This is a genomic window from Sphingomonas cavernae, from assembly GCF_003590775.1.
Classification (GTDB): Bacteria; Pseudomonadota; Alphaproteobacteria; order Sphingomonadales; family Sphingomonadaceae; genus Sphingobium_A; species Sphingobium_A cavernae.
On sequence record NZ_QYUM01000003.1, the window covers coordinates 91,144 to 107,737 of the forward strand.

General features: G+C 63.7%; 6 protein-coding genes. 5 read left to right on the forward strand and 1 reads right to left on the reverse strand.

What is annotated here, in order from left to right:
- Nucleotides 1-128: 128 nt before the first annotated feature.
- The 4 genes from D3876_RS08155 to D3876_RS08175 all read left to right on the forward strand — a co-directional run bounded on the left by D3876_RS08155 (nucleotide 129) and on the right by D3876_RS08175 (nucleotide 5,448).
- Nucleotides 129-476: a TetR/AcrR family transcriptional regulator gene (locus D3876_RS08155; RefSeq protein ID WP_182911936.1), complete on the forward strand. Its 348-nt coding sequence runs from the start codon at nucleotides 129-131 to the stop codon at nucleotides 474-476.
- A gap of 876 nt (nucleotides 477-1,352) precedes the next feature.
- Entirely contained in the window at nucleotides 1,353-1,613 is a 261-nt protein-coding gene (locus D3876_RS08165; RefSeq protein WP_119761291.1) for a LysR substrate-binding domain-containing protein, read from the forward strand.
- Between the two features lie 649 nt (nucleotides 1,614-2,262).
- Entirely contained in the window at nucleotides 2,263-4,464 is a 2,202-nt protein-coding gene (locus tag D3876_RS08170; RefSeq protein ID WP_182911937.1) for a TonB-dependent receptor, read from the forward strand.
- A gap of 129 nt (nucleotides 4,465-4,593) precedes the next feature.
- Nucleotides 4,594-5,448 carry a TonB-dependent receptor gene (locus tag D3876_RS08175; RefSeq protein ID WP_119761295.1) on the forward strand — a complete coding sequence of 285 codons (855 nt, stop codon included), beginning with the start codon at nucleotides 4,594-4,596 and terminating at the stop codon, nucleotides 5,446-5,448.
- 78 nt (nucleotides 5,449-5,526) lie between these two features.
- Here the strand turns inward: D3876_RS08175 and D3876_RS08180 are convergent, their stop codons facing one another.
- Nucleotides 5,527-6,039, reverse strand: coding sequence for a hypothetical protein (locus tag D3876_RS08180; RefSeq protein ID WP_119761296.1), 513 nt, complete (start codon nucleotides 6,037-6,039; stop codon nucleotides 5,527-5,529).
- Between the two features lie 725 nt (nucleotides 6,040-6,764).
- On the opposite strand from D3876_RS08180, the gene D3876_RS08185 reads away from it, so the two are divergent.
- On the forward strand, nucleotides 6,765-16,592 hold the full coding sequence (locus D3876_RS08185; protein WP_119761298.1) for a hypothetical protein: 9,828 nt from the start codon (nucleotides 6,765-6,767) through the stop codon (nucleotides 16,590-16,592).
- Nucleotides 16,593-16,594: the final 2 nt, after the last annotated feature.

Genomic DNA, 16,594 nt, shown 5'->3' on the forward strand with positions numbered 1-16,594 from the left:
TCCTCCCCCTTTTCGACAGCATGCCGCTACAGTTATAATTTTGATCGACCAACCTAATTTAGGACTCTGGCGTCAAGCACGCAAGATCTTTGTCAAACGGGGTACATGAAATGAGACGGGTAGCTGAGGTGAACACCGAGGCCCGACGCACCGCGATCGTCGAAGTCGCGATGCTCTGCTTTGTCCGGCAGGGCTTTCAGAAAACAAGCATTAGCGACATTTGCAAGGAAGCAGGCATGCGTTCTGGCCATTATTATTACTATTTCGCCGGAAAGGGGGCCATTCTCGAGGTCGCCTATGTGAGCGGTAACGAGGACCTGGCCGTCAGAGTAGAGCATATGCTCGACGAGCAGGATCTATTCCCTGCCATTTTGGTCATCGGAATCTGTCGGCTTGAGTGTCGCAACCCAAACCTATCCGAAGCTTTCCGATGGCCACCCCCGAAACTGACCGCCCGCTACAGCGCATATGGGTAGCGCGCGGCCGGTCAGCTTCGCTCCCATCGAGCTACACCACCATCAGGGACACGCCCCCAGTCTGCATGCGACTCGGGCTGGTCGGATCTCCGAAAGACTGAAATCTCTCTCCAGGCTTTCGGGGCACGTGAGCGTGGAGTGTGTCGAAAACCAATGACGGCAGACAGGCGGATGATTTTGCACTTTTGAATAGCCGTTGGGCGCTATTGCCGAGCCGGATCGGGGGGCGAACGGCGTGAAAAGTTAGCCGCTGGTCACCCGATCGCACCAGGCGGCCTGAAAATGTGATGCTGATTCGTCTACTTGCCTGGTTGCGTGGCATTTTATGAAAATGTTCGTGAGCGCAGCTCTGAGCCGCTCGGAGGTATCGCCTTGCATCGAGCGCGCGGGATGTGGGAGCAGGGAGGTTGCTTCGCCCGCATGCCACATGCCTTGCGCAATCATATGCCACCCGATCGTCGCCGACGCGATGAGCAGAAGCCAACTTGCGCCAGACCTTGCGCCCTTCTTTTGCACGTTCGTCATCCTCTCGTTCCCAACTTCCGGATTCTGTGATCCATTAATATGTCGGTCGATCAACTAAATATCTGCTTCCATTGTTTGCGAGTCAATGGGTATTATGAGGATCTGCCCTTGTAGCGGCTTGCGCGCGTGGCGGTCCGAATGCCGCCTCATTGAACAAGCATGTCTTCGAGGTGCTATGGCAGATCAATCCGAAGGAGCAAGAATGGCCGGCACCCCGTCGCTTCCTTCCTTCGATATCGCTGCTGGCGGCCTTCGAGGCGGCGGCGCATACCGGCAGCATAACCGCTGCAGCAGGCGAGTTCAGGCTGACGCAAGCCGCGGTAAGGCGCACGCCGCGACTCAGTGCATGGCATGCTGTTCGATCAGTTTTCGACCCTCATCCAAGCGGCCGTCGTAGGGTTGGGCGTCGCACTTCTGCCGGCCTTGCTCGTCGAGGAGGAGCTGTCGAGCGGTACGCTCGTCAAGGCGATGGATCGGCCGTTGCGCAGCTGCGGCAGCTATTATCTCGTTTGGCCCAAGGAGCGTGGAGCTTACCCGCCGCTGGTGAAGTTCAGAAACTGGCTGAGCGCAGAATGCGCGGTTGCGGCCTCCAAGGGGGTGGTAAGCGGATAGCGGTTTCATCCGGCACCACGACCCGGTTTGACAATTCCCAAAACCGAATATTGGTTGATCGACCAATACAATAAAAGTCGGCAGAATCTGGGGACCGTCTACGCGAGTTCTCGAACCGGCGGCGGCTCAGCTCGTCGGGATGCCTGCATCGTCGAACGGGGCACGCATCAGGACCGTGGAATCCGGCATCGGTTCACCCCGTGAGGAATTAATAGGTCGGTCAACCGATAAAAAATATTGACGTGGATTGGATGAGGCGTATTCTACAGTGCTCCGCCATTCCGTTGCTCCGGCATCGTCGGTCTGGCGGGCAGGAGTGTGCAAGAATGCCGCAGAGTCCGCGAATTGGGGATGATTTCAGTTGTCTGCCAGCATGTAGGCTTCTCGGCGATCGTGGCAAATGACGGCAAGAAATATTGTCGGCGTGATGCAAGGTCATCTTGCCAGTAAATCTCCTGAATTTTTCGGATCTTGCTAAAGGTGGTTCGATAAACTGATCTACGGATAATAGATTGTGGTATTGTTCGAGATTATTTCTATTATTTTAAAGTAACTATCTTTCTAGGTGATTAGGACAACAATTATTTAATTGGGGAGACGGTGAATGAGGCGACCAGTTGAATCCGGAAGAGCGGTCAGGAGGCGTCGTGTGACGCTGTTCGCAGCTGCATCGGCAATCGCGTGGACGGCAACGCCTGGGGCAGCGCAAACTACGCCCGCTCCGAAGGACGAGCCCATCGAGGAGTCAAAGGAGATCATCGTCACTGCGACCAGGCGTCAAGAGTCGCTTCAGGATGTGAGCGGCAGCGTCTCGGCGCTCAGCAACACGCAGCTCGAGCGCCGCGGCATCGACAATTTCGAGAACCTGGCGCCATCGATCCCCGGGCTGACGTTGAACCAGGCGGTCAAGAATCGCGCTACATTCAACATTCGCGGCATTGCCACCAATGTGAATGGCAGCAATACGCAGGAGCCGGTCTCGGTCTATATCAACGACGCACCGGTCACCGACACCTTCGCGGCCGCGGTCCAGCCCGACCTGCGGCTGTTCGACGTCGATCGCGTGGAAGTGCTGCGCGGCCCGCAGGGCACGCTGTTCGGCTCAGGCTCGCTCGGCGGCACCATCCGCATCCTCACCAAGAGGCCGGATGCCAGCAAGTTCGAAGGCGCCGCGCGCATCGACCTGGGTGTCACCGAGGGTGGCGCCTTGCGTCAGCGCTATGACGCGATGCTTAACGTTCCCATCCTGGATGACCAGCTCGCTATCCGCGCGGTCGGTTATTATCGCAATGAGGACGGCTGGGTCAGGAACGTCACGCTCGGCACGCGCAACGACACCGTGGATTGGGGCGGGCGCGTCGCATTGCTCTGGGCGCCTGGCGATGACACCTCGGTGCGCGCCGAGGTCATCCACCAGGACAGCGATCCCGAGGATGGCGATAGCTGGAATCCAGCGCTTGGCAAGTTCACGAGCGGCGCCGCGATATCGGAGGGAAGGCCCGCGCGTTTCACGACCTATAATCTCACGCTCGAGCACGACATCGAAGGCGTGGCCAACCTCATGTCCTCGACGACCTATCAGCAGTCGCACACCGGCCGTTTTCTGGATGTTGGCGATTTGCTGGGCGTTGGCCTTCCTGTCCTGCAGCAATCTTCACCTTGGGATTCGGAGTTTTTCACCCAGGAGGTGCGCGCGGTCTCGAACACGGACTCGCCCTTCCAGTGGGTCACTGGACTCTTCTATATCGACCGGAAAACGGATATTAACTTTTTGATCCGCGTGCCCGGCCTCGGCGCGCTGTTCGGCATACCGATCCCGGACGACGCCTTCTTCGTGACCGACATCACGACCAAGTCCAAGGAACTCGCGATCTACGCGGACGTCAGCTATCAGCTCACCGACAAGCTCAAGATCTCGGCCGGCGCGCGCGGGTTCGAAACCAAGGTGAGCTATTCCGAGCCCGATCGCCGCGTCTTGAACTTCGCTACGGGCGGCTTCGATACCGTGTCCTTCGTCAACAAGGGCAAGGACAGCAGCCTCACCTGGCGCGCTGCGCTTTCCTATGAACCCAATGACGACACGCTGCTCTACGCGAGCGTCAGCAAGGGCTTCCGGATCGGGCAGGTCAATGCCAATCGCGGTCCAAGCGCGATCGATCCCACCGATGTCGTCATTCCGGAGGCCTACAAGCCCGACTCTACCATCAACTATGAACTGGGCGTCAAGTCGACCTTCGCCGATGGTCGGATCACCGCCAACCTCGCGGCGTTCTACATCGACTGGAAGGATATCCAGGTCGACTCGGTGCGCGTGTCCGACTTCCTCAACTTCGTCGCCAATGCGGGCAGGGCGCATTCGATGGGGCTCGAACTCGATATCAACGCCAGGCCGGTCGATGGTCTCGACCTGAGCCTGGCAACGACAATCCAGGAAAGCGAGATCGACGAGATCGATCCCGCCGCGAGCCTCCAGTCGGGCGTGGTCGAGGGAGATCGGCTGCCCGGCGGGATCAAGTTCAAGATCTCGGGCAGCGCGCAATATACATGGGACCTTGCATCGGATTGGCAGGCTTATGTGCGTGTCGATGCGCAGCATGTCGGTTCGTCGACGAACAATTTCTCGAACACCGCGGGGACGAACATCCCCAGTCCCTTCTTCGCGATGAACGAGGCGTATGAGAATGTGAACGCGTCGATCGGCTTCCTCACCGAGGGCTGGGAGCTCGTCGCCTATGTCGAGAACCTGACGAACGATGACTCGTTCATCATCAACCAGGGCGGACGCTTTCCCAATTCGGTCAACACGTTGAGGCCAAGGACTTTCGGCGGTCGCGCTACCTTCAAGTTCTGATGGTCTCGATCTTGCTCCGGCGGCGCCAGTCCCTTGCTGGGTACCGCCGGAGCATTTTTTCGAAGGCTCTGAGCCCGTGGACGCTATAACCGCGAACGCAAGAGCGTTGCGGACACGTTCCAGTTCGATTTGACCAGGCCGTACGACCCCGCCAATCCGATCATCCCGATACCGCCTTTCCCGCGCAATGATCGCGTGACGTTCCAGGATTTCCTGCCTTCGGCGACACTTGAATATAAGGCGAGCAATGATGCTTTCTTCTACCTTTCCTACAGTGAAGGGTTCAAGCGTGGCGGGTATAATTTCGGGGCGATTCAGCCTCCGTTCCGTCCCGAAAAGATCAAGAGCTACGAAGCAGGCGCACGCCTGTCTTGGTTCGACCGCCGGCTGACAACCAATTTGACGGCATTCCACTATGATTATTCCGAAATTCAGGTTTCGCAGGTGCGCGGCCAGACCACGACGATCGAAAATGCCGCCGCGGCGAAGATCAATGGCATTGAATTCGAGGCGACGCTGCGGACGGGTTCGGACTTCCGCCTCGGTTTCAGCGCCACCTATCTTGACAGCAAATTTGCCGATTTCATCAGCATCGACCCCGCCTTTCCGGGCCTCGGGCCCCAAGATCTCGACGGGAACCGGCTGACCCAGGCGCCGAAATGGTCGTTCAACGCTTCGGTTGAAAAAGGATGGGAGCTGGGCCACGGCCGTTTCTCGCTGGGCGGCGAGTATAACTATGTGTCGAAGCAGTTTTTCACGCCGTTCAACAGCGATCGCGTAGCCCAAAAGGGATATGGTCTCGCGTCGGCACGGGCGCGTTACGGCGACGAGGACGGCTGGTATGTCGAAGCTTATGTCCGCAACATCGGGAATGAATTCGCGTTCGCGCAGTCCTATGTCTCGTCGACCCTCTTCGGCCCCCCGGTTCTGGGCGTGCTGATCGAACCCCGAACTTATGGAGTCAAAGTGGGCTTCGAATTCTAGTCTTTGACTGGCTGGAGCGAACCAAGGCGCTGCAAGAACTGCTCCAGCCATTCGCACGCTTTCTCCCGGCACTGACGGTCAGCCTTTGAAGAGGCGGTTCTCGTAGACTCGAGTACCGATCGTGGCCAGTGGCCAGACAATGCGAACTTTCCATGAAAAATTGCCGATGCTCGTCTCAGCTTTTCGATGTTCGTCAACGGTGCGGCAAACTTTGTAGCATTGGGGGCCAATCTGGAGAGGAATTCGCTGCTGGGTGAACAATGGGCGTACGTGGCGGTTCGTGGCAATGATCGTCTTGCCGTTCTTGCGGTCGATCACCCAGCCGGTGCCGCCCCAGCTCATGCGGTGGCTGAAAAATTCGATGCGGCCGACTAAGGGCGTCCATTGCTCCGCCCCCTTGATCATCGCGTCCCTGCCCGCGGGTAAGTTCGTCGGCGGCCCGAGCACGACCTTCTGATTGCGAACAACAAGAGGCGGCCGGCCGAAACGCTGCACTATGGCCTCGAGCGCGGCGACCGGCGCGAGCGATTTGAGCGGCGCGCTTTCATCGGCGAGTGACTCGAGCGACGGGACAGAGGACGTTTCAAGCAAGGCACTCGCGCGCTCCCGCCGATCGATTAGGCTCGCCTGCACCAGACGGGCCGACGCGTTCGGCGGGGTGCCCCCCGCCTGCGCAGGCGGGAGCAGCCAAGGCGCGCACGTCGTCCGGGTCGTCGCTTCGCCCCGCGCGAAGCCATGGGGGGGCGGACGGGAGCCGGCCGGTGCTCATGATCCCTGCGTGCATTCCAAGGAAAAGCAGGATCGCGGCAGCCATGGGACCGATCTGTGCTTGCCGCATCGGACATTTGTCTGGCCCGGGGTACCATTGGAGCCAGCGCCGCGGTCCCTCTCCTGTCATCGGTATCGTCCCGCGATGATGTATAGTTTCGAATATTTTCGACATTGTGATGATGATTGTTTCCGTACCATGAGACAATAGATCAAATGTGGAATGAATTCTCAAAATTTGGGCAGAATTTTGCAATTCATTAGAGAATATAACCAGCCATCATTCATGGTTCTGACTCGCCATCCGGAAGATTTTACAATCCTTTGCGGAAGGGAATCGTCTCCTCATGATATCCGCTGCCCATAGAGCTCTGTGGGAAGCTTGCGAGTACGATCCGGTTGAGCATCGGCTGTGGCCACCATAGCTGGCGGCAGTTGCGGGGAAATCCTTGTTCGGGAGCCCTCCGGCGAAGCGGGAGGTCTACCGCCCGGCGTACCAGTCGCGGTTATCCCACGGGCTAGATCGATTTGATGAAGGGGACGTTCAAATGCTGACCGAAAATGCCATCGCCGGAACCACTCGCGCCAGGGGTTGCGGCTTTGCCGGAAACTGGCTGCTGGGTGCGGCCGCGGGCAAGTCCGCGCGCCGCCGGCTAATGGCCATCCTGCGCATGTCGAGCTTGGTGCTCGGGATGAAGCGCAGGCGGCTTGGCATCGGCTCGCTCGGCTTTGGCGGCGGCGTGCCTGTCGGCGCCAGCGATGAAATCGCGACTTCGCCTTTCGCGCTTCCCGCGACGATGACCGCACTGGCGGTAGTCATGGGCTCCGCCGTTCTGCCAGACATGGCGATCGCCAACTCCGTGACGCTGACGGAAGTTTGCAACGGCACTTATGGGACATCAACGATCGGTCGCGACGCCACGGGATCCGTCACCCTGACGGAAGCGGTGGATGGTAGCGGAACGTATGCGCTAGTTGCGGGATGCGGCGCGGACGGCCATAATCAGCTCGCCCCCACGGTCATTGGCCCCCTTGCGGATGTAACTGGCGAGGCTGGCACCGCGGTTGGCTTCCTGGCTCAGGCCGGCAAATGGGCCACCAGCACCGGTCTGTCAGCCAACGCATCCGGCACCGGCAGCGTCGCGCTGGGCTTCGGCACGATAGCCAACAACACGAACTCCGTCGCGATCGGCGGCGTTGCCGCCGCGTCCGGTGCCCTGACGGTTGCCAATTCCATCACTGCGAGCGGTGCCGGGGCGGTGGCCATCGGTTCGAACACCACCAAGGGCGCGCAGGCGACCGGATCCGATGCCATTGCGATCGGCGGCCAGAGCCAGGCTAGCAGCGATTGGGCTGTTGCAATTGGTTCAGGTGCGGTCGCGAGCGGTTCGACGGCCGTCGCGATCGGCGATGACGCCAAGGCCACCGCCATTCAGGCGACCGCCATGGGCAGTGCCGCGCTCGCAAGTGGCCAGAGCGCGACCGCGCTTGGCGTTTCTGCGCAGGCCACCGGCTTGCGCAGTACCGCGCTTGGTGTCGCGGCGAGCACCGCCGGCGACAGGGGAATCGCGGTTGGCAGCAGCGCGAATGCATCCGCCGCGGACGCGGTGGCGATGGGTACTGCCGCGCAGGCCAGCAAGGGCGGTGCGATCGCGATCGGCCTGAACGCGGCGTCGTCGGGCACCAATGCGATTGCGATCGGCAAGGGCGCCAAGGCGACCGGTTCGGTGGCGCTGGGCGCTGACGCGTCGGCGGGCAATGGCGGCACCGCGCTGGGCGACGAGGCTGTTGCGACGCTCGCGGGCGGCGTGGCGCTCGGCAAGGGCTCGGTCGAGGGTGCAACGGTTGCATCGACCGGTGCGACGATCGCGGGCAAGGCCTACACCTATGCGGCGGGCACCTCGGCGAGCTCGGTCTCGATCGGTACCGCGGGCGCCGAGCGTCAGCTCCAGAACGTCGCCGCGGGCCGGGTGAGCGCGACGAGCACCGATGCGATCAACGGCTCGCAGCTGTTTGCGACCAACCAGGCGATCGATGCGGTCTCGACCGTGGCGAACAAGGGCTTCAACGTCACGACCGCGAAGACCGGCACGGGCACGGTGAGCGGCACCTCGGTTGCCAATGTGGCGCCGGGCGCAACCCAGACGGTGACGGCGGGCAACAACATCGCGCTCGTCCAGAGCGGCTCCGGCCTTACGATCGGGACCAATCCCGATCTGGTGGCGACCAGCCTCACCACGGGCAACACCAAGATGGACACCAACGGTGTCGTCATCACGGGCGGTCCGAGCATGACCACGGCGGGCGTCGATGCCGGCTCCAAGGTGATCACCAATGTCGCCACCGGCGTGGCGGGAACCGACGCGGTCAATGTCGACCAGCTCACCAACACGGTGGCGACGAACAAGACCAAATATTACAGCGTCAACGACGGCGGCACCAAGGGCGGCAACTACGACAACGACGGCGCGACAGGCAGCAAGGCCCTGGCGGCGGGCGTTGGTACTGTCGCGTCGGGCGCGAGCGCTATCGCGCTTGGCGACACCGCAACGGCCAGCAAGGACGGTGCGATCGCGATCGGCAAGAACTCGGTGTCGTCGGGCACCAATGCGATTGCAATCGGCAAGGGTGCCAAGGCGACCGGTTCAGTGGCGCTGGGCGCCGACGCGTCGGCGGGCAATGGCGGCACCGCGCTGGGTGACGAGGCTGTTGCGACGCTCGCGGGCGGCGTGGCGCTCGGCAAGGGCTCGGTCGAGGGTGCAACGGTTGCATCGACCGGTGCGACGATCGCGGGCAAGGCCTACACCTATGCGGCGGGCACCTCGGCGAGCTCGGTCTCGATCGGTACCGCGGGCGCCGAGCGTCAGCTCCAGAACGTCGCCGCGGGCCGGGTGAGCGCGACGAGCACCGATGCGATCAACGGCTCGCAGCTGTTTGCGACCAACCAGGCGATCGATGCGGTCTCGACCGTGGCGAACAAGGGCTTCAACGTCACGACCGCGAAGACCGGCACGGGCACGGTGAGCGGCACGTCGGTCGCCAATGTGGCGCCGGGCGCGACCCAGACGGTGACGGCTGGCAACAACATCGCGCTCGTCCAGAACGGCACCGATCTCACGATCGGGACCAACCCCGATCTGGTGGCGACCAGCCTCACCACGGGCAACACCAAGATGGACACCAACGGTGTCGTCATCACGGGCGGTCCGAGCATGACCACGGCGGGCGTCGATGCCGGCTCCAAGGTGATCACCAATGTCGCCACCGGCGTGGCGGGAACCGACGCGGTCAATGTCGACCAGCTCACCAACACGGTGGCGACGAACAAGACCAAATATTACAGCGTGAACTCGACGGGTGGCGGCAACGAGGCCAATGACGGCGCGACCGGGACCGATGCAATCGCGTCGGGCAAGGATGCGCTGGCGTCGGCGAGCAACAGCGTCGCGCTCGGCGCCGGGGCGAACGCCTCGGTGGCCAACAGCATCGCGCTGGGCAGTGGCGCGACCACCGCTGCGGCGGTGGGCACCGCCGGCGCCACCATCGCGGGCACCGCCTACAGCTTTGCCGGCACTGCACCGACGGGCACGGTCTCGGTCGGCGCTGTCGGCGCCGAGCGGACCATCACCAATGTGGCCGCGGGCCAGGTGACGGCCGCGAGCACCGATGCGATCAACGGCTCGCAGCTGTTTGCGACCAACCAGGCGATCGACAAGGTCGCGACGACAGCGGGCAAGGGCTGGAACGTCAGCGCGAACGGCGGCACGGCGGACAATATCACGCCGGGCGAGCAGGTCGATTTCGCGGCGCTCGATGCCAACACCAGCGTCACCTATGACGCAGCCACCAACAAGATGGTGGTGGGCGTGGTGCAGGCCCCCAACTTCACCAGCGTGACGACGGGCAACACCAAGATGGACACCAACGGTGTCGTCATCACGGGCGGTCCGAGCATGACCACGGCGGGCGTCGATGCCGGCTCCAAGGTGATCACCAATGTCGCCACCGGCGTGGCGGGAACCGACGCGGTCAATGTCGACCAGCTCACCAACACGGTGGCGACGAACAAGACCAAATATTACAGCGTGAACTCGACGGGTGGCGGCAACGAGGCCAATGACGGCGCGACCGGGACCGATGCAATCGCGTCGGGCAAGGATGCGCTGGCGTCGGCGAGCAACAGCGTCGCGCTCGGCGCCGGGGCGAACGCCTCGGTGGCCAACAGCATCGCGCTGGGCAGTGGCGCGACCACCGCTGCGGCGGTGGGCACCGCCGGCGCCACCATCGCGGGCACCGCCTACAGCTTTGCCGGCACTGCACCGACGGGCACGGTCTCGGTCGGCGCTGTCGGCGCCGAGCGGACCATCACCAATGTGGCCGCGGGCCAGGTGACGGCCGCGAGCACCGATGCGATCAACGGCTCGCAGCTGTTTGCGACCAACCAGGCGATCGACAAGGTCGCGACGACAGCGGGCAAGGGCTGGAACGTCAGCGCGAACGGCGGCACGGCGGACAATATCACGCCGGGCGAGCAGGTCGATTTCGCGGCGCTCGATGCCAACACCAGCGTCACCTATGACGCAGCCACCAACAAGATGGTGGTGGGCGTGGTGCAGGCCCCCAACTTCACCAGCGTGACGACGGGCAACACCAAGATGGACACCAACGGTGTCGTCATCACGGGCGGTCCGAGCATGACCACGGCGGGCGTCGATGCCGGCTCCAAGGTGATCACCAATGTCGCCACCGGCGTGGCGGGAACCGACGCGGTCAATGTCGACCAGCTCACCAACACGGTGGCGACGAACAAGACCAAATATTACAGCGTGAACTCGACGGGTGGCGGCAACGAGGCCAATGACGGCGCGACCGGGACCGATGCAATCGCGTCGGGCAAGGATGCGCTGGCGTCGGCGAGCAACAGCGTCGCGCTCGGCGCCGGGGCGAACGCCTCGGTGGCCAACAGCATCGCGCTGGGCAGTGGCGCGACCACCGCTGCGGCGGTGGGCACCGCCGGCGCCACCATCGCGGGCACCGCCTACAGCTTTGCCGGCACTGCACCGACGGGCACGGTCTCGGTCGGCGCTGTCGGCGCCGAGCGGACCATCACCAATGTGGCCGCGGGCCAGGTGACGGCCGCGAGCACCGATGCGATCAACGGCTCGCAGCTGTTTGCGACCAACCAGGCGATCGACAAGGTCGCGACGACAGCGGGCAAGGGCTGGAACGTCAGCGCGAACGGCGGCACGGCGGACAATATCACGCCGGGCGAGCAGGTCGATTTCGCGGCGCTCGATGCCAACACCAGCGTCACCTATGACGCAGCCACCAACAAGATGGTGGTGGGCGTGGTGCAGGCCCCCAACTTCACCAGCGTGACGACGGGCAACACCAAGATGGACACCAACGGTGTCGTCATCACGGGCGGTCCGAGCATGACCACGGCGGGCGTCGATGCCGGCTCCAAGGTGATCACCAATGTCGCCACCGGCGTGGCGGGAACCGACGCGGTCAATGTCGACCAGCTCACCAACACGGTGGCGACGAACAAGACCAAATATTACAGCGTGAACTCGACGGGTGGCGGCAACGAGGCCAATGACGGCGCGACCGGGACCGATGCAATCGCGTCGGGCAAGGATGCGCTGGCGTCGGCGAGCAACAGCGTCGCGCTCGGCGCCGGGGCGAACGCCTCGGTGGCCAACAGCATCGCGCTGGGCAGTGGCGCGACCACCGCTGCGGCGGTGGGCACCGCCGGCGCCACCATCGCGGGCACCGCCTACAGCTTTGCCGGCACTGCACCGACGGGCACGGTCTCGGTCGGCGCTGTCGGCGCCGAGCGGACCATCACCAATGTGGCCGCGGGCCAGGTGACGGCCGCGAGCACCGATGCGATCAACGGCTCGCAGCTGTTTGCGACCAACCAGGCGATCGACAAGGTCGCGACGACAGCGGGCAAGGGCTGGAACGTCAGCGCGAACGGCGGCACGGCGGACAATATCACGCCGGGCGAGCAGGTCGATTTCGCGGCGCTCGATGCCAACACCAGCGTCACCTATGACGCAGCCACCAACAAGATGGTGGTGGGCGTGGTGCAGGCCCCCAACTTCACCAGCGTGACGACGGGCAACACCAAGATGGACACCAACGGTGTCGTCATCACGGGCGGTCCGAGCATGACCACGGCGGGCGTCGATGCCGGCTCCAAGGTGATCACCAATGTCGCCACCGGCGTGGCGGGAACCGACGCGGTCAATGTCGACCAGCTCACCAACACGGTGGCGACGAACAAGACCAAATATTACAGCGTGAACTCGACGGGTGGCGGCAACGAGGCCAATGACGGCGCGACCGGGACCGATGCAATCGCGTCGGGCAAGGATGCGCTGGCGTCGGCGAGCAACAGCGTCGCGCTCGGCGCCGGGGCGAACGCCTCGGTGGCCAACAGCATCGCGCTGGGCAGTGGCGCGACCACCGCTGCGGCGGTGGGCACCGCCGGCGCCACCATCGCGGGCACCGCCTACAGCTTTGCCGGCACTGCACCGACGGGCACGGTCTCGGTCGGCGCTGTCGGCGCCGAGCGGACCATCACCAATGTGGCCGCGGGCCAGGTGACGGCCGCGAGCACCGATGCGATCAACGGCTCGCAGCTGTTTGCGACCAACCAGGCGATCGACAAGGTCGCGACGACAGCGGGCAAGGGCTGGAACGTCAGCGCGAACGGCGGCACGGCGGACAATATCACGCCGGGCGAGCAGGTCGATTTCGCGGCGCTCGATGCCAACACCAGCGTCACCTATGACGCAGCCACCAACAAGATGGTGGTGGGCGTGGTGCAGGCCCCCAACTTCACCAGCGTGACGACGGGCAACACCAAGATGGACACCAACGGTGTCGTCATCACGGGCGGTCCGAGCATGACCACGGCGGGCGTCGATGCCGGCTCCAAGGTGATCACCAATGTCGCCACCGGCGTGGCGGGAACCGACGCGGTCAATGTCGACCAGCTCACCAACACGGTGGCGACGAACAAGACCAAATATTACAGCGTCAACGACGGCGGCACCAAGGGCGGCAACTACGACAACGACGGCGCGACAGGCAGCAAGGCCCTGGCGGCGGGCGTTGGTACTGTCGCGTCGGGCGCGAGCGCTATCGCGCTTGGCGACACCGCAACGGCCAGCAAGGACGGTGCGATCGCGATCGGCAAGAACTCGGTGTCGTCGGGCACCAATGCGATTGCAATCGGCAAGGGTGCCAAGGCGACCGGTTCAGTGGCGCTGGGCGCCGACGCGTCGGCGGGCAATGGCGGCACCGCGCTGGGTGACGAGGCTGTTGCGACGCTCGCGGGCGGCGTGGCGCTCGGCAAGGGCTCGGTCGAGGGTGCAACGGTTGCATCGACCGGTGCGACGATCGCGGGCAAGGCTTACACCTATGCGGCGGGCACCTCGGCGAGCTCGGTCTCGATCGGTTCGGCAGGCAATGAGCGTCAGCTCCAGAACGTCGCTTCGGGCCAGATGACGGCGACGAGCACCGATGCGGTCAACGGCTCGCAGCTGTTTGCGACCAACCAGGCGATCGATGCGGTCTCGACCGTGGCGAACAAGGGCTTCAACGTCACGACGGCGACGACCGGCACGGGCACGGTGAGCGGCACGTCGGTCGCCAATGTGGCGCCGGGCGCGACCCAGACGGTGACGGCTGGCAACAACATCGCGCTCGTCCAGAACGGCACCGATCTCACGATCGGGACCAACCCCGATCTGGTGTCGACCAGCCTCACCACGGGCAACACCAAGATGGACACCAACGGTGTCGTCATCACGGGCGGCCCCAGCATGACCACGGCGGGCGTCGATGCCGGCTCCAAGGTCATCACCAATGTCGCCACCGGCGTGGCGGGAACCGACGCGGTCAATGTCGACCAGCTCACCAAGGTGGCCCAGGTCGCCGACAATGCGGTGCAGTATGACGACGCGACCAAGACCACGGTGACGCTCAACCCGGCTGGCGCCGCGAGCAAGATCACCAACCTCGCCGCGGGTGATGTCAGCGCGGGCTCGACCGATGCGGTGAATGGCTCGCAGCTGTTCGCGACCAACACCGCCGTCACCCAGCTGGGCGACGCGATCACTAACGTCGCGGGCGATACGAGCAGCACCTACACCGACGCCAACGGCATGGGCATTCGCTATGCCCGCACCAACGAGGCAGGCCTGGCCAAGAGCGATGCCTTCGCCCAGGGCCCGGGCTCGACCGCGCTCGGCTATGAGGCGACCGCTGCCGCCGCAGACAGCGTCGCCGTTGGCAAGGGCACCAAGGCCAACAATGTCGGCGACGTCGCACTGGGCAGCGGCTCGACCACGAGCGTCGCGGTTGGCACCACCGACGTGACGATCGCGGGCACGACCTATGCCTTCGCCGGTACAACGCCGACGAGCACGGTCTCTGTGGGTGCGGTCGGCGTCGAGCGAACCATCACCAATGTCGCTGCCGGTCGCCTCACCGGCACCAGCACCGACGCGGTCAATGGGTCGCAGCTGTTCGCAACCAATCAGGCGGTCGAAAGCGTCACCAAGGCCAGCGGCAACACGAGCCAGATCGCGGTCAAATATGACTGGGACGACAAGAATGGCGATGGCGTGGTCGATCCGGGCGAGGTGAACTACAACAGCGTCACGATGGAAGGCGCCGGCGGTACCAAGATCACCAATGTCGCCCCCGGCACGGTCGATGCGGCATCGAAAGATGCGATCAACGGCTCGCAGCTCTATGGCGTGAGCCAGAGCGTTGCGAACCATCTGGGCGGCGGCTCGACCGTCAATCCGGATGGCAGCGTCACGGGTCCGACCTATGTGGTCCAGGGCGGCAGCTACGGCACGGTGTACGACGCCGTCTCAGCGATCGACAAGAGCATCACCAATGTCGCGGGCGATGTGACGAACCTGACCAACAACTTCAACAACGGCACGATCGGGCTGGTACAGCAGACCGGCGGGGCGCCGGGCAGTGGTCAGATCACGGTGGGCAAGGATACCGGCGGCACCAGCGTCAACCTGGCGGGCACCGACGGCAACCGCGTCCTGACCGGCGTCGCCGAAGGGGCCGTCAACGCCACCTCGAAGGATGCTGTCAACGGCTCGCAGCTCAATGCAACCAACACCCAGGTGACCCAGAACACCACCGATATCGCCAATCTCGACAACCGGGTGACCAACGTCGAGGGCGATGTGACCAACCTGACCAACAACCTCCAGAAGGGCTCGATCGGGCTGGTGCAGCAGACCGGCGGCACGTCAGGCGGTCAGATCACGGTGGCCAAGGATACCGGCGGCACGAGCGTGAGCTTCGCTGGCTCCGATGGAGACCGCGTGCTCTCCGGTGTTGCGGCAGGCATCGCGGATACCGACGCGGTGAACCTCGGTCAGCTCAAGCAGGTCGCGGCCACCGCCGGCAAGAACAAGTACTTCAGCACCAATTCGACGGGCGGCGGCAACGAGAACAACGACGGTGCCACCGGCGCGGATGCCGTCGCCATCGGCAAGGATGCAGTGGCCTCGGTCGCCAACGGCTATGCCGCGGGCAGCGGCGCCAAGGCGACGGCGAATGCCGGCGACGTGGCGCTGGGTGCTGGATCGGCCACAGCGACTGTGGTCGGCACCTCTGGCGCCACCATCAACGACAAGGCGTACAGCTTCGCCGGAGCCAACCCGACGAGCACGGTGAGCGTGGGCGATGTCGGCTCTGAGCGGACGGTAACCAACGTGGCGGCTGGGCGGGTTTCGACCACCTCGACCGACGCGGTCAACGGTTCGCAGCTCTTTGCCACGAACCAGGCGATCGACGTCGTCGCCGACGACCTCGAGTCGCTGGAATCGATGGCTGTCACCTATGACAATTCGACCCGGTCCAGCGTCACCTTCAATCGGGGTGGCAAGGCGCTGGCGGTCTCGAACATCGCCGACGGTGCGGTCAATGCGACCTCTAAGGACGCGGTGAATGGATCGCAGCTCCATGCGGTCCAGCAGGGGGCGAAGAACTACACCGATACGCAGGTTGCCAACCTGCGGAACGACCTCACGAACCAGTTCTCCAACGTCACAAGCCGGCTCGACGGGCTGGATCGCGACGTCCGCCAGCTCCGCAGGAGCGCCAATGGCGGCATCGCTACCGCGATCGCGATGGGTAGCATTCCGCAGGCCGTTAACCCGGGCAAGGGGCTGTTCGGCATCGGCACCGGCTATCGTAACGGCGAGTTCGGTGTTGCGCTCGGCTTCTCGGGCCGCTTCGAGGACGACCGGACCACCATCAAGGCGAGCCTCGGCTATGACAGCTACGAGGTGAGCCTGGGTGCCGGCATCGGCGTGGAGTTCTGACC

What these genes read in the sequence shown, in the direction of transcription:
- D3876_RS08165 (WP_119761291.1), top strand. Translation starts at nt 1,353, where the DNA reads ATGCTGTTCGATCAGTTTTCGACCCTCATCCAAGCGGCCGTCGTAGGG.
- D3876_RS08185 (WP_119761298.1), top strand. Translation starts at nt 6,765, where the DNA reads ATGCTGACCGAAAATGCCATCGCCGGAACCACTCGCGCCAGGGGTTGC.